We start from the raw sequence: 23,231 nt of genomic DNA, 5'->3' as shown, positions 1-23,231 counted from the left end.
CGTTCGCCAAAATTTGAGCAAGGACAGGCCGTCCGCGGCAGTGCTGCCGCGTCCCGATGTCTTGTCGGCAACAAAAGCAGGGGAGATTTCCAAATGCTCAAATTCTATTTCAACGGATCACCGAACCCGACCAAGGTCGCGCTGTTTCTCGAGGAAGCCGGCATCGCCTATGAGCCGGTGGCGGTCGATACCCGCAAGGGCGACCAGTTCACGCCGGAATATCTCGCCATCAACCCGAACGCCAAGGTGCCGGCGATCGACGACGGCGGCGTCAAGGTGTTCGACAGCAACGCCATCCTGCTCTACCTCGCCGAAAAGACCGGCAAGTTCCTGCCGCCGAACACGCCGGCCAACCGCGGCGAATTGCTGTCCTGGCTGATGTTCGTCGCAACCGGCGTCGGTCCTTTCTCGGGCCAGGCTGTCCACTTCAAGCATTTCGCGCCGGAAAAGGTCGACTACGCCCATAACCGCTACCAGTTCGAGGCGCAGCGGCACTTCGGAATTCTCAACGACCACCTCGCCGGCAAGCGCTACATGGTCGGCGACACCTACACCATCGTCGACATGGACGTGTGGGGCTGGGCCCGCATGATCCCGTTCGTACTCGGCGAGGACGCCGTCGCGAAATACTCCAACGTCAAAAGACTGGTCGACGAAATCTCGGCCCGGCCCGCGGCAGCCAAGGCGATCGCGCTGAAGGACAACTTCAAGTTCAAGGCCGAGATGGACGACGAGGCCCGCCGCAACATGTTCAAACATCTTGCGGTGAAAGCCGCCTGATCTGGCCGACACGGCGAAACGATGACTTGAAGCCCGGTTCTGATCGGATCAGAGCCGGGCTTCAATTTTTTGAATGACTACGCGTCAATTGCCGCGATCGCTTCGATCTCGATCAGCCAGCCCGGCCGGGCGAGACGCGTGAGGAACACCAGCGTGCTCGCCGGCGGCGTCGCCGTATTGACGTGGCGGTCACGGATCGCGCGCAACGTCGGCACATCAGCCTGGTCTACTTCGGCCACGATGTAGACGTTCAACTTGACGACATCGGCCATGGTGGCGCCCGCCGCTCCAAGCCCAAGCTTGATATTGCGGAATACCTGCTCGGCCTGGGCCTCGAAATTGCCCTCGCCTACCATTTTGCCGGACGCGTCACTCAACACCTGCCCAGCAGGATAGATCAGCGCAGCCCCCCAAGTTCAATCTTGATTTCTGTGATTTCGGTCGTGGAGATCGAACTATCGTTGACCTCGACCAGCGGCACAATCTTTGAGTCGCTCGATGCCAACCGGCCGATTACGTATCGGTCGTCGAAGATTTCTCTAACCAACACTGCCCCGTCAACCATAGCCGGGCGGGAAAAGCCCCGACCAGTTGATTCGACTGTCCTGCTACCTCCGCTTCTCACATCGGTTACTACTAGATCATATCGATAGCCACCGACCTGATTTCGCGTCGACAGAAACGCCGCGATTGATTCATCTGGGGCCACGTTCGCGGCAGTTGATCTGCCTCCCGAAATGAAAATAGGCGCCAACTGCCGATCAGGTGGTCGGACTGACCCGTGGACTGCATCGAAGGGAAGTCTGAAAATGTCGCTATAGTTCATCGCCACCGGCTCGAACTTTGGAATTATCTCCTTGCCAGAGCCCGACCCCATCGCAGAAAAGTAGACATTCGTACCCGCCACGCTCAACCAATTCATCTCAAAGAACTGCAATTGCGTGAGCTGTCGAGGCAATGCTCCCCTTTCTAGAATCCATAGATCATGTTGAGGATATCGGGACCGAACACCCGGAATGGTTCGGATCGGACTTCCAACATACAAGATCCTATTTGCGCCGACCTCAACGGGTGAATTGATAGAGCCTTCTCCGGAAGTCTCAACTTTGCAAACAAAAGTCGTCGTCGTGCACGACAACAGGTCATAAATGCCAGTACGATTGAAGCGAACGAGCAGCAAACGTTCGCCGTCCGCTGACAAAAGTGGCGTCAACAGGCTTGAATCGGCACTGCTAAGGCGCTTTCGATCGCCGGATTTTAGGTCGACAATCATCACGTCGATACGTCCGCCCCCAACCGGGACAGGAAATGCGGCTTGGCGTGACGAAGCGGTAAAGAAAAACCCAGCAGCAAAGCGCTCTTGACGCGTGCTGGCTTGACGCGTGCTAGTTGCGTCGGCATGACTCTCTGAGATCAATCCAAGCAACAACAGTGCGGTGGCCAATAGAAAGGTGCCGACACTGCTAAGCGGATTGAATGCTTTAATTACTGGATATGCTCCGTAAGTGCCCTTAGGCCCAAAATCGCGCGGATTGTGAAACATTGAAGAGGTCCTGCGGCTGCGCGATAGCAAGAGTTGAATTGCCCAACCGTATGCAGCAATATTTTGAAATGCAAACAGAGATTGCATGCCAAAAACATTTCCTCGCGAACAGAATTATTTGTCTAAGTATAATCACATTCGAGCAAAACGAAGCGCGCGCTCCAGTTCAAACTGAGCACACGAATTATTGTGAGTTAAGCTAATTGATGATTCGAGAACTGGAACTCGATCAGTCACACCGCACCCCGCCGCCCGCACCGGCTTTCGCCGGCGCAGGCACTCTCAAGGCTTCACTCCGCAGCCGCCAGCTTCCGTTGTTCCGGAAGCGGCCCGAGCACGCGCTCGACCAGCGCGGAGTCGCAATATTCCTTGATCTCCTTGATCCTGCCGTCCTCGATGCGCCAGACGATGCAATATTGATTGTCGTAGCGAAGGCCCGTTTTGGTGACGTTGTCGCCGCGCGCCTCGACCACGACGTAGTCGCCTTCGGCGATGAAATTGAACGCCACGGTGCGCGGCCGCGCGGCGAGTAAAGACCGCAGTTGGCCCATCAGGCCGATCTGGATCGCCTCGTGCCCCCTGAATTCGTGCGACCAGGAATATTGCCCGGTCACGACCCAGACCGCGTCCTCGGCGAGATGGTCGACGAAGGTGGTGCCGCTGCGGTTGGCGGAATCGGTATAGACCTGCTGTACCAGTTTCTTGTTCTCTGCGGCGCTCATGGCGGTTCTCCGTTTTGATCCGATGCTTCGGATCATCGCGCTCGGAGCGGCATTCTTCCAATCGATAGTGAATATGATATATATTCACCCCATGAATTTGAATTCGCTTGACCTGAATTTGCTGGTTGCACTCGACGCGCTGCTGAAGGAGGCCAATGTCAGCCGCGCCGCGATGCGGATCGGGCTGTCGCAGCCGGCCGCGAGCCATGCGCTGCAGCGGCTGCGCGACCTGATCGGCGACCCGCTGCTGGTACGATCAGGCGCGCGCATGGAACTGACGCCGCGCGCCCAGGCGCTGCGCGGACCGCTGGCGCAAGCGCTCGACCAGGTACGCGCCTTGTTCGTTCCCGACGGTTTCGACGCCTCGACCAGCGAGCGGCAGTTTCGCCTGATGATGCCGGATCTCGCGGTCGAACTGCTGATGCCGCCGCTGATGGAAAAGATCACCCGGATCGCACCGAACGTCCGGATCGACGTGGTGCCATGGCGCGGACCGGCGATTTTTGCCGCGGAGTTTGCCCGCACCATCGATCTCGTGATCAGCATCGGCAACGCGTTCAGCGGCTTTCACCGCCAGCTCCTCTACACCGACAGCGATGCACTCGCGGTGCGGCGCGGCCATCCGGTCGGCGCGAAGTTGAAGCGTCGCGAGATTTTTCTCGACGCGCGGCACGTCGCGGTGGTGATCCGCGGCCAGAGCGAGGATCTGATCGACAGCTGGCTCCGCACCAAAGGCATCGAGCGGCGGATTGCGCTGGTCGTGTCAGGCTATCTCGAGGCCCTGCATGTGGCCGCGCGCACCGATCTCGTCGCCTTCGTGCCGCGCCGCCTGATCGGCGCGTTGTCGAAGCAATTGTCGCTTGCCGCGATCACCCCGCCGCTCGATCCCGGGATCGACCAGCAGTTCATGTTCTACCCGACCCGCGCCCAGATGGACCCCGGCTCGATCTGGCTGCGCAACATCATGCTCGGCATCGGCCGCGAGATGGAACGCGGCCGGAAAACGGTTGCGTAGGGTGGGCAAAGGCGCACCTTGCGCCGTGCCCACCAACCCCTGACAATCGTGAAGGGAAGATGGTGGGCACGCTATCGCTTTGCCCACCCTACGAAGCTACGCGGCCTTCTCGTCGGCCAGCACCTTCTGCACGGCCGGTCGCTCCGACATCCGCTTGCGGTGAGCGGCGACTTTCGGCAGCGTCGCGATATCGACACTGTCGCCCTCCAGCCAGCCGGTCAGCGTAAACAGATAGGCGTCGCAGGCCGTGTATTGCTCGCCCATCACCCATGGGCCCTTCAGCATGTCGCGCTCGATCAGCGCGAAATTCGCCGCCATGGTTTCCGGCACCTTGCGCTTCATGTCGGCGAACGAGGATTCCTCGGTGGCCCAGCGATAGCCGCGGCCCTTGTGGGCATGCGCGACATGCACCGTCGAACACAGATAGCTGTTGAAGGACTGCGCCTGCGCGAACGCGAACGGATCGTCCGGCATCAGCTTCGCCGATGGCGAGCTCTGCGCGACGAATGCGAGGATCGCCGGCGTCTCGGTCAGGACGCCGCGATCGGTCACCAGCGCCGGCACCCGCCCCTTCGGATTGATCGCGAGATATTCCGGGCTGGTCTGCTGGCTGTTTTTGAAGTCGAGCCGCTCGGCCGTATAGGCGACGCCGGCCTCCTCCAGAGCGATATGCGAAGCGAGCGCGCAGGTGCCGGTGGCGTAATAGAGCTTGAGCATTTCACATCCTCTTTTCGGGAAACGCTACGTTATCGGCGCGGCCCCGTGCCGTCCATCCCGCCGCCGTCAACCACCTGCCGGGCCCGGTTTTCGTGGTTGCCCACGGCGGCGCTCCCATGTCATGACCTTGTCAAATATGGGCGGACCGAGGGCGCAACATGACGGTTCTTATCGCGGGCGGCGGCATCGGCGGGCTGACACTGGCGCTCAGCCTGCACCAGATCGGGGTATCAGCCAAAGTCTTTGAAAGCGTGCCCGAACTACGGCCGCTCGGCGTCGGCATCAACGTGCTGCCGCATGCGGTGCGCGAGCTGATCGAGCTCGGCCTGCACGATGCGCTCGACGCAGCCGGCGTCCGCACCAAGGAGCTCGCCTATTTTTCCAAACACGGCAAGCCGATCTGGAGCGAGCCGCGCGGCATCGAGGCCGGTTACAAGTGGCCGCAATTCTCGATCCATCGCGGCACGCTGCAGCAGATCCTGCTCGATGCCGCGACCGAACGGCTGGGCAAGGAGAACATTCTCACCAGCCACCATCTTTCCGGCTGGACCGAGACCGACAACGGCGTCCGCGCCGACTTCATCGATAAGGCGACCGGCAAGCCGGCAGGCCATCATGAAGGCGCGCTGTTGATCGCCGCCGACGGCATCCATTCGGCGGTTCGCGAAAAACTCTATCCGAACGAAGGCCCGCCGATCTGGAACGGGCGCATCCTGTGGCGCGGCATCACCAAGAGCAGTGCCTTCCTCTCGGGCCGTACCATGATCATGGCCGGCCACGAGATCCTGAAATTCGTCTGCTATTCGATTTCGAAAGTGCCCGACGCCGACGGCAAGTTCTCGATCAACTGGGTCGCCGAACGGCACATGCCGCCGACCTATCAGTGGCGGCGCGAGGACTATAACCGGACCGCGAACCTCGAAGAGTTTCTGCCCTGGTTCAAGGACTGGACCTTCGACTGGCTCGACGTCCCCGGCCTGATCCGGAATTGCCCGCACGCCTATGAATATCCGCTGGTCGACCGCGATCCGATCCCGCAATGGACCTTCGGCAAGGTCACGCTGATGGGCGACGCCGCGCACCCGATGTACCCGATCGGCTCCAACGGCGCGTCGCAGGCGATCCTCGACGCCCGCGTGCTGACCCGCGAGATTTTGGCACAGGGCCCAACCAATGCCGCGCTGGTCGCGTACGAGGCCGAACGCCGGCCCGCCACGTCAGACCTCGTGATGCTGAACCGCCGCAACGGGCCGGAGCAGGTCATGCAGATGGTCGAGGAGCGCGCGCCCAACGGCTACGACGTCGTCACCGACGTGCTCTCGCTGAAGGAATTGGAAGACATCGCCGCCAACTACAAGCGCGTCGCCGGCTTTCAGGTCGAAGGCCTCAACGCCAAGCCGCCGATCGTGCAGCTATCTCACGCCCGCGCGGGATAAATACTCGTCATTGCGAGCCAACGGGTCGCGCGAATGCGCGCCCGATGACAGGCTCCGCGAAGCAATCCATCTCGCCGCGTATAGAAAGAATGGATTGCTTTGTCCGCTACGCTCCCTTGCACAAACGCTTCGCGTTTGTTGCAGGCAATGACGGCACCCTACCGGATCGCCTTCGCGGCCTCGACCAGCCGCGCACTGGTCGTGGCGGTGGCGAGCAATGTGCCATCCTTGTCCGTCAGCCGTCCCTCGACGAAGGCGATGGTCTTGCCGAGCTGGGTGACGGTCGCCTCACCGGTGATCGGTCCCGGTTTGGCCGGCGCCAGGAAATTCACCGTCATGGTCACGGTCGCCGTATAGAGCCTGCCTTCGGTCATGACGAATACCGCCGGCCCCATGGTGTCGTCGAGCATCGCGGAAAGAATGCCGCCCTGGACGAAGCCGGCCGGGTTGCAGAAGTCTTTCCGGCCGTCGAAACCGATCCGGACCCAGCCGTCCTTGGGGCGGGCATCGATGAGATGCCAGCCGAGCAGTTTGGAAGACGGCGGCGCGGCGAGATTATCGAGCGCAGTTGCGATCATGGGAACCTCCGTGAGGCTCCTTCCTAGTCCGGCCCTGTTGCCAGCATGGTGTCAGCAGCCTACCCGCTTTAGAGACCAAGCCCATGGGCGATCGCCTTGCGCATGACGTTGGGCAGCGCTTCATCCGCGAGCGTCGCCACCGGCACAAAGCGCATGCCCTCGGGCGGGCGCGTGCGCGCGGGGACCTCGGCGGTATAGACCACAAGTTCCAGCGGAAAGTGCGTGAACACATGGGTGACGACGCCGGCCTTGCGGTGCCAGCGCGTCACGCCCTTGAGCGCCGGCGCCTGTTTCAATGCTACTGTGTCATCCTGTCCAGCCAACCATTCAGAGCCCGGCACTTCGGTCATACCGCCGAGCAGGCCCTTTTCCGCGCGCGTACGCACCAAAAGCTCCTCGCCGCGCGTGACGATGAAGGCAGCCCCGCGGCGCAGCGTTCCGGTCTTCTTCGGCGCCTTGCGCGGAAACGCTTCCTGGTCGCCGCGTGCGCGGGCCACGCAATCCTCGTTGAGCGGGCACAGCGCACAGGCCGGCTTCTTCGGCGTGCAGATCGAGGAGCCGAGATCCATCAGCGCCTGCGCACTGTCACCAGCGCGGGATTCAGCCAGCAGCGTCGCCGCCAATTGTCCGATCAGCGGCTTGGCCTGCGGCAGCGGTTCCTCGACTGCGTAGAGCCGCGACACCACGCGCTCGATATTGCCGTCGACCGGCATGGTCCTGACATCGAAGGCGATCGCTGAGATCGCCGCCGCCGTATAAGGCCCGATCCCCGGCAGCGCGCGCAGGCCTTCCTCGGTATCCGGAAATACCCCGCCGTGATCGCGCAGCACTGCGACCGCGCAGGCGTGCAGGTTGCGCGCGCGCGAATAATAGCCGAGCCCGGCCCACATCCGCAGCACGTCGTCCTGCGACGCACTGCCGAGTGCCGTGACATCCGGCCAGCGCGCCAGAAACTTCTCGAAATACGGTCCAACGGTTTTGACGCCGGTCTGCTGCAGCATGATTTCCGACAGCCAGACCCGGTACGGATCGGCGCGCTCGCCCGCCGGCGGCCGCCACGGCAACCGGCGGCGATGCCGGTCGTACCAGTCGAGCAGCAGCGCGGGACGGTCTGAAGACGTTTCGGTTCCTCGTCGTTTTGCTTTGACGGCCGCAGAAGTGTTCATGAAGGCACTGTAGTACCCGGACTCCAATCTCTCCACGTCATGCCCGCGCTTGTCGCGGGCATCCACGTCTTTCTTTACTCGTTGATCCGAGACGTGGATGGCCGGGCATAGGCGAGCGGCAGCGACGCCGTCCTTCCACCGTCTCGTTGCAGTGCTATAAGTCCCCATGGCAAAACCCGGCCCGATCTCGGCAAAACCGCTTTCCGTCCTGCTCCGCGACGTGTTTTCCGACGCCTATGCCAAGCAGGGATTTGCCGCCCGTGAGTTGGTGACGCGCTGGGCCGAAATCGCGGGGGCCACGGTCGCCGCCCACTCCGAGCCCCTGAAGATGCAGTGGCCGCGGCCGGTCGAGGGGCAGCCGCAGGAGCCGGCCACGCTGGTGTTGCGGGTCGAAGGGCCGATGGCGCTGGAGATCCAGCATTCCTCCGACGTCATCCTGGCGCGGGTCAACCGCTTCTTCGGCTGGAGCGCGGTCGGCCGGCTGGCGCTGCGGCAGGCGCCACTGTCGCGCCGAAAACTCCCGGCCGTCCCCCGCGCGCCGGACCCCAAAGCCGTCGCCAGGGTCGCTGAAACGCTGTCGGCGGTGGAAGATGAACAATTGCGCGCCGCGCTGGCGCGGCTGGGCGCCGCGATCAAGCGAAATTGAGCCTGCCGCCTGTTCCGGCTACCGCAACCTGCCATTGCCACAATTATCGTTTCAAGCTAGCGAAGGCTTCTTTTCGCAATGATCGGGCGTGAACGCGCCATTCGGGGATTTCTCATGATCACGCGCCGCGCCTTCACCGCCGCCCTGTCGCTGACCGGCCTTGGCCTGTTTGCAGGATCCTTGGGCTTCTCGCCGCTGCGCCTGATTTCGGACGCGATGGCACAGGGTGCGGCCGACGTCGCCAAGCCGCAATCGCTGCCCGACATGGGGCTCGGCCCGGCCAACGCCTCGGTGACCATCACCGAATACGCCTCGATGACCTGCCCGCACTGCGCTGCCTTCACCGAAAACGTGTTTCCGAAGATCAAGTCGGAATTCATCGACTCCGGCAAGATCCGCTTCGTGTTCCGCGAATTCCCGCTCGACATCAAGGCGGCCGCGGGCTCGATGCTGGCGCGCTGCATCGCCAAGGACGACGCGCCGAAATATTTCGCCGTCGTCGACCTGCTGTTCAAGCAGCAGAACGAATGGGTGGTGAAGAACACCACGGAGACGCTGACCCGGATCGGCAAGCAGGCCGGCCTGACCCAGCAGGCGGTCGAGGATTGCCTGAAGGATCAGGCGCTGCTCGACAAGATCGCCGCCGACCAGAAATTCGCCGCCGAGGTGCTGAAGGTCAATTCGACGCCGACCTTCTTCATCAACGGCGAGATGCTCAAGGGCGAACAGACCTTCGACGAGTTCAGCAAGCGCATCAATTCGCTGCTGAAGAGCTGATCGCTTCATTGACGGGAGCACACCTTGCTCATCACCCGCCGCGCCTTCGCTGCCGCCTTGCCGTTGACCGCGCTGATCTCCAGGGCGATGGCGGTACCTGCCAGCGAGGTGACCAGGCCGCAGGCGCTGCCTGACATGGCGCTCGGCCCTGATGACGCCAAGGTGACGATCGTCGAATACGCGGCGCCGACCTGCCCGCATTGCGCCGCGTTCAACAAGGACGTGTTTCCGAAGATCAAGTCGGAATTCATCGACACCGGCAAGGTGCGTTACGTGTTCCGCGAGTTCCCGCTCAACATCAAGGATCTCGCCTGCGCGATGCTGACGCGCCGGATCGCCGGTGAGGACTCTGCAAAATATTTTGCCGTGGTCGACATCATGTTCCGGCAGCAGGACCAATTGGTGGAGAAGACCTCCGATACGCTGCGGCTGATCGGGCGGCAGGCGGGTCTCAGCACTCAGGCGGTCGAGGATTGCCTGAAGGACCAGGCGATGCAGGACAAGATCAGCGCCGGGCAGAAGTTTGCCGAGGACGTCTTGAAGGTCGAGGGCACGCCGACCTTTTTCATCAACGGCGACGAGATCGTGGGTGAAGCCGCCTTCGAGGAATTCGCCAAGCGCATCGATTCGCTGTTGAAAAGCTGATTCGCGCTCGCTGATTCGCGCGATCCCATAAGTCCAGCAAAAGACTGGACAAAACCCCTATAAAACCCTTGGGAAAAGCCGCGGCGGCCCGTTGCCCTCCGGCCCCGGCCTCGCCATTGTCCCCGGCCATAAGAGCCGCAAAGGCGGTTCGTCCACACACCGACATTGCCTTCCATGGTATTGTCACGGCAGGGAGATTCGCGCCCGGCCAAGCGAGATTTTTGTTCATGAAACTCACGCGCCTCCGCCTCCACGGCTTCAAGTCATTCGTTGAACCCACCGACTTCATGATCGAACCCGGCCTCACCGGCGTGGTCGGACCGAACGGCTGCGGCAAATCCAACCTGGTCGAAGCACTGCGCTGGGCGATGGGCGAGACCTCGCATAAATCGCTGCGCGCCGCCGACATGGATGCGGTGATCTTCGCCGGCTCCGGCAACCGTCCGGCGCGCAACCACGCCGAAGTCGTGATGACGATCGACAATGCCGATCGCACGGCGCCCGCGGCCATGAATGACAGCCAGGTTCTGGAAATCTCGCGCCGCATCGAGCGCGAGGCAGGCTCGGTCTATCGCATCAACGGCCGCGACGTCCGTGCAAGGGATGTGCAGATCCTGTTCGCCGACGCCGCCACCGGTGCGCGCTCGCCGGCGCTGGTCCACCAAGGCAAGATCGGCGAGATCATTCAGGCCAAGCCCGAACAGCGCCGCCGCGTGCTGGAAGACGCCGCCGGCGTCGCCGGCCTGCACGCCCGCCGCCACGAAGCCGAACTGCGGCTGAAGGCTGCCGAAACCAACCTGACCCGCGTCGAGGACGTGATCGGCCAGCTCGCCGGCCAGGTCGACGGTCTGAAGAAGCAGGCTCGCCAGGCCATCCGGTTCCGCGAAGTCGCCGCCAAGGTACGCAAGGCCGAGGCCACGCTGTTCCATCTGCGCTGGCTCGAGGCCCATGCCGACGTCGCCGAGTCCGCCCATACCCACGACCTCAACGTTCGCGAGATGGCCGAACGTACCCGCGAACAGGCCGAGGCCGCGCGTATCCAGGCGATCCGCGCTAGCGAATTGCCGGCGCTGCGCGAGGGCGAAGCCCGCGCCGCCGCCGGACTGCAGCGACTGACCAATGCCCGCGAGCAGCTCAACCGCGAGGAAGCGCGCGCCAAGGAGCGCGTCGCCGAACTCGACCGCCGGCTGACGCAATTCGCCGCCGACATCGCCCGCGAACAGCAGCAGAACCTGGATGCCGACGCCGCGCTGCAGCGGCTCGACACCGAAGATTCCGAGATCAAGGAAGAGATCAAGTCGCGCGTCGAAAAGCGCTCCGGCGTCGACGAACGGGTTTCGGAAGCCGAAGCGACGCTGGCCGCGGCCGAGCGCATGTTCGGCGAGCTGACCACCGCGCTTGCCGACCTCACCGCCAAGCGCAACCAGCTTGAGGCCGGCGTGCGCACCCATCGCGACCGCCTGGCCCGGCTCGACCAGGAAATCGCCAACGTCGCCAGCGACGAGCAGAAGCTGGCGCAGGAAACCGGCAATCTCGGCGACATCGACGCGCTCGCCGGCGCCATGGAGACCGCGCAGGAAAGCCTCGCGGCATCGGAAGCCGCAGCCCAGGCCTCTGAGACCGGCCACGTCGCCGCGCGGCAAAAGCTCGAAGCCTCGCGCGCCCCGCTCGCCGAGGCCGACAAGCGCGTGCAGCGACTCGAGACCGAAGCCCGCACGATTTCCAAGCTCGTCAATGGCGAGACCAAGAACCTGTGGCCGCCGATCATCGACGGCGTCACCGTCGCCAAGGGTTTTGAAAAGGCGCTCGGCGCCGTGCTCGGCGACGATCTCGACGCGCCGGTCGATCCGTCGGCGCCGATGCGCTGGACCAATGCCGGTGCCACCTTCGACGACCCGGCACTGCCGGCCGGCGTCGAAGCCCTCGCCTCCCATGTCGAGGCGCCGACCGAACTGACGCGCCGGCTGGCGCAGATCGGCGTCGTGCCGAAGGAACGCGGCGCGGAGCTGGTTTCGCAACTCAAGACCGGCCAGCGGCTGGTGTCGCTGGAAGGCGACGTCTGGCGCTGGGACGGTTTTGTCGCGGCCGCGCATGCGCCGACCGGTGCGGCACGGCGTCTCGCCGAACGCGCCCGGCTTGTCGACATTGAACATGAACTGGAGCAGGCGCGCACCGACGCTGCCGCAAAGCGGCAGGCGCTGGAAGACGCCGAGACCGAACTGAAGATGGCATCGAGCGCCGAGTCCGCGGCCCGCGAGGCATGGCGCGCCGCGCAGCGCGAGGCCGATGCCGCGCGCGAACGCTATGCCACGACCGAACGCGAGATCAACCGCCACAGCGCCCGCAAATCGGCGCTGACGGAAGCCCATTCGCGTCTGGCTGCCGACCGCGCCGAGGCCGAAGCCGCGCATGAGAGCGCCAACGCGGCGCTCGACGAACTGCCGCCGAGCCTCGACACTGAGACAAGGCTTGCCGCCGTTCGCACCGACATCGAAGGCCATCGCCGTTTCGCCGCCCAAGTGCGTGCCGAAGCGCAGGCGCTGGCGCGCGAGGCCGAGTTGGCCGACCGCCGCGTGCAGGCGATCCTCGCCGAGCGCACCGAATGGCAGAACCGCAAGCAGAGCGCGGCTTCGCAGGTCACCACCGTCGAAGCCCGCATCACCGAAGTGACCGCCGAGCGTGCCGAGCTGGATAACGCACCGGCCGTGTTCGCGGAAAAGCGCCGCGCGCTGATCAACGAAATCGAATCGGCCGAAAGCGCCCGGCGCGTTGCCGCGGACGCGCTGGCCGCCGCCGAAAGCGTGATGGCGGAAACCGACCGCGAGGCCAAGGCCTCGCTCGAAGCGCTCTCCAGCGCCCGCGAAGCGTGCGCCCGCGCCGAGGAGCGCATGGAAGGCACCAAGCGCCGGCTTGCGGACATCGAGCGTGAAATCCACGACATGCTCGAAGTCGAACCGCACGCCGTGGCGGCGCTGGCCGAACTCGAGCCGGGCGCGGAATTGCCGCCGCTCAACGAGGTCGAGGAAAACCTCGAAAAGCTGCGCCGCGATCGCGAGCGCCTTGGCGCCGTCAACCTGCGCGCCGAGGAAGAACTGCGCGAGGTCGAGGCCCAGCACACGGCACTGACCACCGAGCGCGACGACCTCGTCGAAGCCATCAAGCGGCTGCGCCAGGGCATCCAGAGCCTGAACAAGGAAGCGCGCGAGCGGCTGTTGACCTCGTTCGAGACCGTTAACGAGCACTTCAAGCGGCTGTTCGTCGAACTGTTCGGCGGCGGCGAAGCGGCGTTGCACCTGATCGAGAGCGACGATCCGCTGGAAGCCGGCCTCGAAATCATCGCCAAGCCGCCCGGCAAGAAGCCGCAGACGCTGTCGCTGCTCTCGGGCGGCGAGCAGGCGCTGACCGCGCTGGCGCTGATCTTCGCGGTGTTCCTCACCAACCCGTCGCCGATCTGCGTGCTGGACGAAGTCGACGCGCCGCTCGACGACCACAACGTGGAGCGGTTCTGCAACCTGCTGCACGAAATGACATCGTCGACCGACACCCGCTTCATCATCATCACGCATAATCCGATCACGATGGCGCGGATGAATCGGCTGTACGGCGTCACCATGGCCGAACGCGGCGTCTCGCAACTGGTCTCGGTTGGCCTCGACGACGCGGTCAAGATCCTCGATCAGAACGTGGCGTGAGCTGAAATCCGTCGTTCCGGGGCGGCGCGCAGCGACGAACCCGGAACCTCGAGATTCCGGGTCTGGTCCTTCGGACCATCCCGGAATGACGTGGATGACGGCAACAAATGACCTCACCCGACCTCCCCGCCGAACTGAAAGCAGCACTCGACGGCAAGCTGCGGGGTTTTTCGCGCAGCGATGCCGCCGGCCGCGCCGCGTCGATTTCGAAAACCTACCGCGACGGCGGCGGCTCCGGCGCGATCCGGTCGGAGACCGATGCGTTGGCCTACGCGCTGGCGCGGATGCCCGCGACCTACGCCGCGGTCACGGCGAGCCTGAACGCGCTCTGCGAGATCAGGCCGGACTTTGCACCGGCAAGTCTGCTCGATATAGGCGCCGGGCCGGGCACCGCCACTTGGGCGGCGGCGGAAACCTTCCCGTCGCTGCAAGGCTTTGCGCTGCTCGATGCCAACGACGCCCTTCGGACGCTGGCGCTTAATCTCTTCAGCGACAGCTTTCGCCTGCGTAACACCGACTACGAACGTGGCGAGGCCCGATCCGCGCTGGCCAAGGCCGACGCCGCCGATCTCGTCATCGCCAGTTACATGATCGGCGAGATTGGCGATGTCGAACGACGCGCGCTGGCCGCTCTGATGTGGGAAAAGACCGGCGATACGCTGCTCGTGGTCGAACCCGGCACGCCGGCCGGTTACGCGCGGATCATCGCGCTGCGCGCGCAACTGATCGCGTTGGGCGCGCATGTCGCCGCCCCCTGCCCGCACGACGGCCAATGCCCGCTTGCCGCGCCGGACTGGTGCCATTTCACCCAGCGCCTGCAGCGTTCGCGCGCGCACAAGCAGGTCAAGGGCGCCGAGTTGCCGTTCGAGGACGAAAAATTCGCCTATGTCGCGCTGACCCGCACACCGATGACGAAACGTCCGGCCCGGGTGCTGGCGCAGCCTGAAGTGAGCAAGGTCGAAGTATCGGCCAAGTTGTGCACCCCGGACGGCCTCGCGTGGACGCGCACGCCGCGCCGCGCCAAGGCCGATTATGCCCGCGCCCGGCGCTGGCGATGGGGCGATGCGGTGGATTGATCTCGTCATTCCGGGGCGATGCGAAGCATCGAACCTCAGATGTGCAATTGCACATCGGGGAATCTCGAGATTCCCCCGGGGTGCAATTGCACCCCTGAGGTCTGGTGCTAACGCACCATCCCGGAATGACGCCTGAGTGTTCGCGACAGTGAACTTATCCAGCCTTACTTCCGACTAACGGTGTGCCCCAAGTCGCGGCGGGGTGCCGCGCGCCCGGTTTTTCGTCTAGTTTTCCCCGATTGTCAGTCCCACAGGAGCTGCTTGCCATGTCGACCGGATGGATCGTTCTCGGCGTCATCGTCATTATCGTGTTGTTTGCGTTCGGCGCCTATAACCGGCTGGTCGCACTCGGTCAGCGCGTCAGTCAGGCCTTTGCCGACATCGACGTCCAGCTCAAGCAGCGCCACGACCTGATCCCGAACCTGGTCGAAACCGTCAAGGGTTACGCCGCCCACGAGCGCGGCACGCTTGACGACGTCATCAAGGCCCGTAACTCGGCGATGTCGGCGCAGGGACCGGCCCAAGTCGGCGCCGCCGAGAACCAGCTCTCTGGCGCACTCGGCAGGCTGATCGCGTTGTCGGAGGCCTATCCGGACCTCAAGGCCAACGCCAATTTCCAGCAGCTCGCCGGCGAACTGTCCGACCTCGAAAACAAGATCGCGGCCAGCCGCCGCTTCTTCAACAACGCGGTTCAGGAATACAACACCGGCATCCAGCAGATGCCGGCCGCGTTGTTTGCCGGCATGTTCGGCTTCACCCGCAAGGACTTCTTCGACCTCGGCGCCAGCCGCACCGAAGTCGAGGCGACGCCGACGGTGAAGTTCTAAGGCATGATGCTTCGCCACCTCAGTCATTCCGGGGCACGCCAACGGCGTGAACTTGGACGTGCAATTGCACGTCCGAGAATCTCGAGATTCCGGGTTCGTCGCTGTGCGACGCCCCGGAATGACCGGGCGTAACGATCATGGCCGCGTATGGTCTCTACACGCACATCGCGTCGAACAAGTTTCGTTCGATGCTGCTGCTCGCCGGCCTGTTCCTGCTGATCTATGTGCTGGTCTATGCCGGCGCCTTGATCGCGGAGGTCGTGATCAACAGCGACGCCTCGGCCGACTATTATTTGAGGGCAGCCTTCCGCGACCTGATCACATCAGCACCTTACGCGACAATCGTCGCCGCATTGTGGATCGTGATCGCCTATTTCTTCCACCAGAACATGATCGACGCCGTCACCGGCGGCGAGGACGTGACGCGGCAGCAGCAGCCGCGGCTCTACAATCTGCTGGAAAATCTCTGCATCTCGCGCGGCATCCCGATGCCGAAGCTGAAGGTGATGGACAGCCCGGCGCTGAATGCGTTCGCGACCGGTCTCAACCGGCGGCAATATGCCGTCACCGTTACCACGGGACTTCTCAACGCGCTCAACGACCACGAAATCGAGGCCGTGCTGGGCCACGAGCTGACCCATATCCGCAACGGCGACGTGCAACTGATGGTGGTCGCGGTCATCATCGCCGGCGTGGTCGGCTTTTTCGGCGAACTGTTCTTCCGGATGTTTACCAATTTGAGCTGGAGCGGCGGCTGGGGATCCTCGTCGTCATCCTCGCGATCGTCGTCGTCCTCCTCGGACAGCGACAGCAAAAGCTCCGGCGGCGGCGCCGTCATCGTCGTCATCATCGCGATCGCCCTGATCGTGGTGGCCTGGTTGTTGTCGCAGGTCGTCAAACTGGCGCTGTCGCGGTCGCGCGAGTTCCTGGCCGACGCCGGCTCGGTCGAACTCACCAAGGATCCCGACGCCATGATCTCGGCGCTGCGCAAGATCGAGAATCGCGGCGAGCTTCCGGGTGCTACCTCGGCCGTCATGGAGCTTTGCGTCGATAACCCGCGCGAGGGCTTTACCGATCTGTTCGCGACCCATCCGTCGGTGGATTCGCGCATCAAGGCGCTGGTCCAGTTCGCGGGCGGCCACGATCCGGGCCCGCTGGCGCTGCCGTCGGATGCGTCCAGCGAGCCCGACGATCAGGCAGAGCAGACGGATCAGACCCCGCCGCCCCTTCCCCGCGGCCCGTGGAGCGATGCCGGCCGGCCCGCGGATAGCGCGGAGGGAGGAACCCCGCCTCCGTTATCAGGCCCCTGGGGCCGGCGCCGCTGAGCCCCCCTTTCGCCCGCAGCCCACGGTTGCGAAGGAATCTGGGAGGAATAACGCAAGCGGCGGCCTGAGGAATTGAATTCTCCCTTGTTTCTGCCATGTTCGCGCCCAAAGCAGGGGATGGGGACCTGCCGATCGCTCCCGCGGTCGGGGGCGCTGTTCAAGGGAATTCCATGGCAAAGCCGGTCGTGATTGTGGTGGGCGCGGACAAGGGCGGGGTCGGCAAGACCACGGTTTCGCGGACTCTTCTGGATTATTTCAGTGCCAACAACGTGCCGACACGGGCGTTCGACACCGAGTCGCCGCGCGGCACGCTGATGCGCTTCCACCCTGATATCACCGAGATCGTCGACATGACGACGACCTCGGACCAGATGAAGATCTTCGATACGCTGAACGCCGCCAGCCCCTCGGTCACCGTGATCGACGTCCGCGCCGGACTGCTGTCGCCGGCGCTGGCCTCGCTGCGCGATATCGGCTTTCTCGATGCGGCGAAATCCGGCCAGATCACCTTTGCCGTGTTCCATATACTGGGACCCTCGATCGCCTCGCTCGACGAAATCGCCGAGACGGCGAACTTCATGGTCGGCGCCAAATATTTCCTGGTGAAGAACTTCATCAACGACACCCAGTTCTTCCAGTGGGACCAGGCGACCTACAATTCCTATTTCCACCGCATCAAGGACGCCACCGAGCTAACAATCCCCAAGCTCAACGAAATGGCCTATGAACAGGTCGAGGTCTCCTCGGTGCCGTTCCTCAAATTCGTCGCCAACAAGGGCAAGGACGACGAGGCCGCGAACTATTCGTTCGTGCTGCGCGGCTATGTCCGGCACTGGCTCGCCAATGTCTGGAGCGAGTTCGACCGCATCAAGCTGACCGACCTCGTCGGCGCCGGCAAACCGATGGCGCGCAGCGGCGAAAAATAGTCGCTTGCCGGGCGGGATGGGGCTGGATTAGGCGAAAAAATCCCCTGATATAGCGCGTGATGAGCCTCACGCCCGTTTACATCATCTGCTCGCCCCGTCCGCTGGTCGGCAAGACGCTGATCGCGCGGCTGCTCAGCGAATTCCTGCTGTTGAAAAACGGCACGGTGAACTCCTTCGATATCAATCTGAAGGAGCCGTCGCTGCTCGACTATCTGCCGCGCACGACCGAGACGGCCGACGTCATCGACACCTACGGCAAGATGCAGCTGATGGACCGCCTGATCGTCGATGACGGCATCGCCAAGGTGATCGACCTCGGCTTCCACGCCTTCGACGAATTCTTCAAGATGACCGGGGAGATCGGTTTCCTGAAGGAAGCCGCCAGACGCCGGGTCGCGCCGGTCATCCTGTTCGTGGCCGACATCGACCGCGTCTCCGCGCGGGCCTTTCCGATGCTGCAGCAGCAGATCCCGCCGAACGCCCTCGTCACCGTCGACAACGAACATGTGGTGCGCGGCGAGCTGCCCGCGGCGATGGAGGGCGGACGGGTATTGCGGATCTCGGCGCTGCCGACGTTCCTGAAGACCTATATCGACCGCCTGACCTTTTCGTTCACCGGCTACCTGCGCAACGAAAAGGATTCGTCGACCGAGCTGCATCAATGGATCCGCCGGAATTACAGCAGTTTTCGGGACCTCGAACTCAGCCTGCTGCTGCAGGGGTCGTAGCTCGCTGGTCCCGCTGCTCGGCAAATATTACCCGGGTAATATTGACGCAACCTCCCCGGCCTGTTATCGCTTCGCCGACCCTGAAAACCCTCGCGAGGCCACCCCGTGACGTCAGACAGAAAGGCCGCGATCGCCGCCTACAAGGAGCGAAAGACCATCGCGGGGATTTACGTCGTCCGCTGCACGGCCACCTCGGAGACGTGGGTCGGACAGTCGCCCAATCTGGAGAAGATCCAGAACCGGATCTGGTTCTCGCTGCGCCAGGGCAGCCATACCTGCCGGAGCCTGCAGGCGGCATGGACCGCGCACGGGCCCGACAGCCTGACGTTCGCCGAATGCGAACGGCTGGAAGAGGAAGATATCCCCTATGTCCGCGACGCGCTGCTGAAGGAGCGCGCGCTGCATTGGCGGTCGCAGCTCGGCGCCACGGCCGTCTGAGCGCGACGAAACCGCGTTCAATGCCCCTCGAACGTCATCAGCGTTCGCACCGGCACATCCATCGCGCGCAGCTTGGCGGCGCCGCCGAGATCCGGCAGGTCGATGATGAAGCAGGCGGCGACCACGTTGGCGCCGATCTGGCGCAACAGTTTTACTGCGCCTTCCGCGGTGCCGCCGGTGGCGATGAGATCATCGACCAAGATCACGCGCTCGCCGGGATGCACGGCATCGGCGTGCATTTCCATTTCGTCGAGGCCGTATTCCAAGGAGTAAGCGATCCGTACCGTGGTGTGCGGCAGCTTGCCTTTCTTGCGGATCGGCACGAAGCCGGCGGAGACCTGATGCGCCACGGCGCCGCCGAGAATGAAGCCCCTCGCCTCGACGCCGGCGACCTTGTCGATCTTGTTGCCGGCCCAGGGATGCACCAGCTCGTCGACCGCGCGGCGAAAGGCGCGCGCGTCCGCCAATAGCGTGGTGATGTCGCGAAACAGGATGCCCGGCTTCGGGTAATCCGGAATGGTGCGGACGGTGGCTTTCAGATCGTGGTCGAATGTCATCGGGTTCTCGCTTCAAATGTCATTCCGGGGCGATGCGAAGCATCGAACTACGATGCGCAATTGCGCATCTGAGAATCTCGAGATTCCGGGTCTGGTGCTAACGCACCATCCCGGAATGACGGGGTGGAAACCTGCATTCAGTTCGCTCCAACATTAAGCCGGAACGCGTTCTCGACAATGCGCAGGCCCACCTCGCCGCCGAGCGACATCAGCGACTCCGGATGAAACTGCACGCCGCCGACCGGCAAAGATTTGTGTTCGATCGCCATCGCGACGCCGTCCTCGGTGGTCGCGGTGACCTCGAGCACTTCAGGCACGCTGTCGCGCTCGACATAGAGCGAATGATAGCGGCCGATGACGATCTCGTTGGGCAGGTTCTGCATCAGCCGCCCGCCGCGCACCTGGACTCGGGATGGCCGTCCGTGCGCTGGCTGGCCGAGCTGGCCGAGCTGGCCGCCGAAATATTCACCGATCGCCTGCACGCCGAGGCAGACGCCGAAGATCGGCAGCTTGTTGTCCAGCGCGGTACGAATAGTCTTCGAAATCCCGAAATCCTCAGGTCTTCCCGGCCCGGGCGACAGCACCAGGAGATCCCACTTCTTCTTCAGCATGTCCTGCGCATGAACATGCCGGACCACGGTGACGTCGGCGCCGACCTGCCGAAAATAATCCGCCAGCATGTGCACGAAACTGTCGTCGTGATCGATCAGCAGCACCTTCTTGCCCGAACCGCTGGCGTCGGGCGCAAACGCCGACAGCGGTTTTGGCGGATCGCCGCGCAGCGCCTGGAACAAGGCCGCCGCCTTGACCTGGCATTCGCGGTCTTCAGCGGCCGGATCGGAATCAAACAGGCAGGTGGCGCCGACACGGACTTCGGCCAGGCCATCCTTCATCCGGATGGTACGGATGGTGAGCCCGGTATTGATGCTGCCGTCGAAATTCATCGCACCGATCGCGCCGGCATACCAGCGCCGCGACGAGCGCTCATTGTCCTCGACGAACTGCATCGCCCACAATTTCGGTGCGCCGGTCACTGTCACCGCCCACGCATGGGTGAGGAACGCATCGAGCGAGTCGAAGCCCGGCCGCAAAATGCCTTCGACATGGTCGACGGTGTGAAACAGTTTCGAATAGGTCTCGATCTGGCGCCGCGCCAGAACTTTAATAGTCCCGGGCACGCAGACCCGCGCCTTGTCGTTGCGATCGACGTCGGTGCACATGTTGAGTTCGAATTCGTCCTTTTCCGAATTCAGCAACTGCCGGATCTGCTCGGCGTCGCCGATCGCGTCGGCGCCACGCGCGATGGTGCCCGAGATCGGGCAGGTCTCGACCCGGCGGCCGTCGGAGCGCACGAACATTTCCGGCGAGGCCGACACCAGAAATTCGCCGTCGCCGAGATTCATCAGCGCGCCATAGGGCGACGGGTTGATACGGCAGAGCCGCTGGAACACTTCCGCCGGCGAGCGCTCGCAGGGTTCGGCGAACAACTGTCCCGGCACCGCCTCGAACAGGTCGCCGCGCGCGAACGCCGCACGGGCGACCTCGACGGTTGCCTGATATTCGCCGGGCGCGTGATCGGAAAATCCCTGCCGCGGCGTCTTGGCGTAGATGCTCTCGGCGGTATCGCGCGGCAGGCCCTTGGTGGATCTGCCGTTCCAGGCGAAATCATAGCTCAGCACCACACCGCGCCCGGTGGCGCGGTCGTAGGCCAGCAGGCGATCCGGGATGTAGAGCACGATATCGCGCTGGTCGCTTTCGCGCGCACGCTTCTGCACCAGGTCCTCGATCTGGAACACGAGGTCGTAGGCAAAGGCGCCGAACAGGCCGAGCATCGGATCGTCATTGGACGACAGCGCGGCAACGAGATCGCGCACCAGCGACATCACGCTGGCGCGGCGGGTGCGCTGGTCTTCGTCAACAGGCGCGGCACCGCGGATGATATGTCCGGCCAGACGGGTCGCGTTCTTTTCCGAGATCACGACGCAGGGATCGCGCAGCGCATCGCCGAGAAAGGCGATCAGCACCTCGCCGCGCGCGTTGAGCGCAGCCAGCGAAAAGTTGGCGCCGGCGGTTTCCAGCACCAGTGGCGGATCGGAAAAGCCGAGGTCGAAACTCTCATAGCGGCCCGGCACCGTGGTGCCTGAGGACAGCACCACGCCGCGGCGGCGATCGAGCAGGTCGATCAGATCGTCGAGGCGCTTGGCGTTACCGGTGAACTGCTCGACAGCCCGTGACACGACGAGGCCGCCGCGGGTCCGGTATTCGCTGTGCTCCGGCAGGGAGAAGGCTGTCCTGTTCATGTGATCCTCTTACGAAACTTGGGGAGGGAGCGCCACACAGGACAAACGAAGGACCGTCGCACTGCGATGGCGACCTTCGACGATTTGGGAAAATGAAATCGCACCGGCCACCTCTTTAAGAGGTGCGCCACCAAAGACGGAATGGGCGGACGACGGTGTTCATGGCGGTTTAAACACCATCCGCCGCCGACGATGTCAAGGGACGGCCCGGTGCGGGGCCGGCAGCCCCCTCGGCCAACTTTTGGGGTTTGAAAGCGCCGAAATACGCGTAGCATTCGCGCCGAAGCAGCGGCGGGCGAACCGCCCGGAATGGGTATCAGGGAGGCAGCACATGGCATTGCTCGGTCTGGGATATGCCGGGTTCGGATCGGCCGCCCTCGAGGACTGGCGGCAGTTCGGGACCGGGCTCGTCGGCCTGCAGGCGGTCGAGCGCGGCAATTCGCTGCTGGCGTTCCGGATGGACGACCGCAAACAACGCATCGTGATCGACCGCGCCATGGGCGAAGGCACGCGTTTCTTCGGCTGGGAGGTCGCGGACGCGGCTGCACTGGACGCACTCGCGGCCCGGCTGGAACAGGCCGGCGTCCGGGTCGTGGCCGAACCGCAGACGCTGGCCGATGCGAGGCGTGTCCGCAGTCTGATTTCGTTCCTCGACCCCGCCGGCAACCGGCTCGAAGCGTTTTACGGCCCCGAAATCGACGAGACGCCGTTCAGCCCGGGACGATCGATCTCGGGTTTTCGCACCGGCCCGCTCGGGCTCGGCCACGCCGTGCTGACGGTCGAAAACATCGACCCCGTGATGGCGTTCTATGTCGACGTGCTGGGCTTCGGGTTGTCCGACTACATCGAAAAGCCGTTCCGCGCCTATTTCTTCCACGTCAATGCCCGGCATCACAGCCTGGCGCTGATCGAGACCGGCAGGAACGGCATGCACCATTTGATGGTCGAGCTCTATTCGCTCGACGATGTCGGCCAGGCTTACGACATCGCGCTGACCCAGGACGACCGCATCGGCGTTACGCTCGGCCGCCACACCAACGATTTCACGACCTCGTTCTACGCCAAGACGCCGTCCTCCTTCATGATTGAATGCGGCTGGGGCGGCCGCGAGATCGATCCCGCGACCTGGCAGCCGGTCGAGATGCATGACGGGCCGAGCCTGTGGGGCCATGAGCGCGTCTGGCTGCCGCCGGAAGACCGCGCGGTCGCGCGCGAGATGCGTATGCATGCCGCGGCCAGCGGGCTGCGCGCGCCGGTGCAGGTGATGGAAGGCAATTACAAACTGATGTCGGGGACGTGCGCGTGGTGGGACGGAGTGAAGCAATAGCTGCGTGCGA

The 23,231-nt window shown here is 63.7% G+C and carries 22 protein-coding genes; 14 read left to right on the top strand and 8 right to left on the bottom strand.

All coding sequences use genetic code 11. The features are described 5' to 3' along the window. Positions 1-93: 93 nt before the first annotated feature. Positions 94-780, top strand: a complete 687-nt coding sequence (locus tag FFI89_RS08045; protein WP_138834484.1) for a glutathione S-transferase family protein — start codon at positions 94-96, stop codon at positions 778-780. A gap of 77 nt (positions 781-857) precedes the next feature. Here FFI89_RS08045 and FFI89_RS08040 read toward each other — a convergent pair whose 3' ends face one another. From FFI89_RS08040 to FFI89_RS08030, 3 genes are all read right to left on the bottom strand, one after another. Then, the gene (locus FFI89_RS08040) at positions 858-1,157 is read right to left on the bottom strand and encodes a RidA family protein (protein WP_210249086.1); all 300 of its coding nucleotides are present in this window, start codon (positions 1,155-1,157) and stop codon (positions 858-860) included. A 20-nt stretch (positions 1,158-1,177) separates the two neighbouring features. After that, positions 1,178-2,410 (bottom strand): hypothetical protein, encoded by a 1,233-nt coding sequence (locus FFI89_RS08035; protein WP_138834482.1) that lies wholly within the window; start codon positions 2,408-2,410, stop codon positions 1,178-1,180. Positions 2,411-2,613: 203 nt separating this feature from the next. Next, positions 2,614-3,045, bottom strand: coding sequence for a nuclear transport factor 2 family protein (locus tag FFI89_RS08030; RefSeq protein WP_138834479.1), 432 nt, complete (start codon positions 3,043-3,045; stop codon positions 2,614-2,616). 91 nt (positions 3,046-3,136) lie between these two features. Between FFI89_RS08030 and FFI89_RS08025 the strand changes: the two genes are divergently transcribed. Further along, entirely contained in the window at positions 3,137-4,060 is a 924-nt protein-coding gene (locus FFI89_RS08025) for a LysR family transcriptional regulator (RefSeq protein WP_138834477.1), read from the top strand. Between the two features lie 96 nt (positions 4,061-4,156). On the opposite strand, the gene FFI89_RS08020 is transcribed toward FFI89_RS08025, so the two are convergent. Next, entirely contained in the window at positions 4,157-4,777 is a 621-nt protein-coding gene (locus FFI89_RS08020; RefSeq protein ID WP_138834475.1) for a glutathione S-transferase family protein, read from the bottom strand. 158 nt (positions 4,778-4,935) lie between these two features. On the opposite strand from FFI89_RS08020, the gene FFI89_RS08015 reads away from it, so the two are divergent. After that, positions 4,936-6,213, top strand: coding sequence for a flavin-dependent oxidoreductase (locus FFI89_RS08015; RefSeq protein WP_138834473.1), 1,278 nt, complete (start codon positions 4,936-4,938; stop codon positions 6,211-6,213). Between the two features lie 158 nt (positions 6,214-6,371). On the opposite strand, the gene FFI89_RS08010 is transcribed toward FFI89_RS08015, so the two are convergent. Both FFI89_RS08010 and mutY read right to left on the bottom strand, forming a co-directional pair. Continuing rightward, complete coding sequence (locus FFI89_RS08010; protein ID WP_138834471.1) at positions 6,372-6,791, bottom strand: PaaI family thioesterase; 420 nt, start codon at positions 6,789-6,791, stop codon at positions 6,372-6,374. Between the two features lie 68 nt (positions 6,792-6,859). Continuing rightward, positions 6,860-7,957: an A/G-specific adenine glycosylase gene (gene mutY, locus FFI89_RS08005; protein ID WP_138834469.1), complete on the bottom strand. Its 1,098-nt coding sequence runs from the start codon at positions 7,955-7,957 to the stop codon at positions 6,860-6,862. Positions 7,958-8,123: 166 nt separating this feature from the next. Here mutY and FFI89_RS08000 point away from each other — a divergent pair, with 166 nt between their 5' ends. The 10 genes from FFI89_RS08000 to FFI89_RS07955 all read left to right on the top strand — a co-directional run bounded on the left by FFI89_RS08000 (position 8,124) and on the right by FFI89_RS07955 (position 19,037). After that, positions 8,124-8,603, top strand: a complete 480-nt coding sequence (locus tag FFI89_RS08000) for a DUF721 domain-containing protein (protein WP_138834467.1) — start codon at positions 8,124-8,126, stop codon at positions 8,601-8,603. A 114-nt stretch (positions 8,604-8,717) separates the two neighbouring features. After that, positions 8,718-9,380 (top strand): DsbA family protein, encoded by a 663-nt coding sequence (locus tag FFI89_RS07995; protein ID WP_210249085.1) that lies wholly within the window; start codon positions 8,718-8,720, stop codon positions 9,378-9,380. A gap of 24 nt (positions 9,381-9,404) precedes the next feature. After that, positions 9,405-10,025: a DsbA family protein gene (locus tag FFI89_RS07990; RefSeq protein WP_371722476.1), complete on the top strand. Its 621-nt coding sequence runs from the start codon at positions 9,405-9,407 to the stop codon at positions 10,023-10,025. A gap of 227 nt (positions 10,026-10,252) precedes the next feature. After that, positions 10,253-13,717 carry a chromosome segregation protein SMC gene (gene smc / locus FFI89_RS07985; RefSeq protein WP_138834463.1) on the top strand — a complete coding sequence of 1,155 codons (3,465 nt, stop codon included), beginning with the start codon at positions 10,253-10,255 and terminating at the stop codon, positions 13,715-13,717. A 107-nt stretch (positions 13,718-13,824) separates the two neighbouring features. Further along, positions 13,825-14,793 carry a small ribosomal subunit Rsm22 family protein gene (locus tag FFI89_RS07980; RefSeq protein ID WP_138834461.1) on the top strand — a complete coding sequence of 323 codons (969 nt, stop codon included), beginning with the start codon at positions 13,825-13,827 and terminating at the stop codon, positions 14,791-14,793. 266 nt (positions 14,794-15,059) lie between these two features. Continuing rightward, positions 15,060-15,620: a LemA family protein gene (locus FFI89_RS07975; RefSeq protein WP_138834459.1), complete on the top strand. Its 561-nt coding sequence runs from the start codon at positions 15,060-15,062 to the stop codon at positions 15,618-15,620. 137 nt (positions 15,621-15,757) lie between these two features. Beyond that, positions 15,758-16,945 carry a M48 family metallopeptidase gene (locus tag FFI89_RS07970; RefSeq protein WP_138834457.1) on the top strand — a complete coding sequence of 396 codons (1,188 nt, stop codon included), beginning with the start codon at positions 15,758-15,760 and terminating at the stop codon, positions 16,943-16,945. Between the two features lie 170 nt (positions 16,946-17,115). Continuing rightward, on the top strand, positions 17,116-17,871 hold the full coding sequence (locus tag FFI89_RS07965; protein ID WP_138834455.1) for a hypothetical protein: 756 nt from the start codon (positions 17,116-17,118) through the stop codon (positions 17,869-17,871). Between the two features lie 59 nt (positions 17,872-17,930). After that, positions 17,931-18,599, top strand: a complete 669-nt coding sequence (locus FFI89_RS07960) for a hypothetical protein (RefSeq protein WP_168212827.1) — start codon at positions 17,931-17,933, stop codon at positions 18,597-18,599. Between the two features lie 105 nt (positions 18,600-18,704). After that, a complete protein-coding gene (locus tag FFI89_RS07955; protein WP_138834451.1) occupies positions 18,705-19,037 on the top strand; it encodes a GIY-YIG nuclease family protein in 333 nt (110 codons plus the stop codon). A gap of 17 nt (positions 19,038-19,054) precedes the next feature. On the opposite strand, the gene FFI89_RS07950 is transcribed toward FFI89_RS07955, so the two are convergent. Then, a complete protein-coding gene (locus FFI89_RS07950; protein WP_092515547.1) occupies positions 19,055-19,594 on the bottom strand; it encodes an adenine phosphoribosyltransferase in 540 nt (179 codons plus the stop codon). A 137-nt stretch (positions 19,595-19,731) separates the two neighbouring features. Next, positions 19,732-21,894, bottom strand: a complete 2,163-nt coding sequence (locus FFI89_RS07945; RefSeq protein ID WP_138834450.1) for an anthranilate synthase component I — start codon at positions 21,892-21,894, stop codon at positions 19,732-19,734. A gap of 331 nt (positions 21,895-22,225) precedes the next feature. Here FFI89_RS07945 and FFI89_RS07940 point away from each other — a divergent pair, with 331 nt between their 5' ends. Continuing rightward, positions 22,226-23,221: a VOC family protein gene (locus FFI89_RS07940; RefSeq protein ID WP_138834448.1), complete on the top strand. Its 996-nt coding sequence runs from the start codon at positions 22,226-22,228 to the stop codon at positions 23,219-23,221. The last annotated feature ends 10 nt before the right edge of the window (positions 23,222-23,231 follow it).

This window comes from Bradyrhizobium sp. KBS0727, from assembly GCF_005937885.2.
Classification (GTDB): domain Bacteria; phylum Pseudomonadota; class Alphaproteobacteria; order Rhizobiales; family Xanthobacteraceae; genus Bradyrhizobium.
This window is presented reverse-complemented; position numbering and strand designations above follow the sequence as displayed.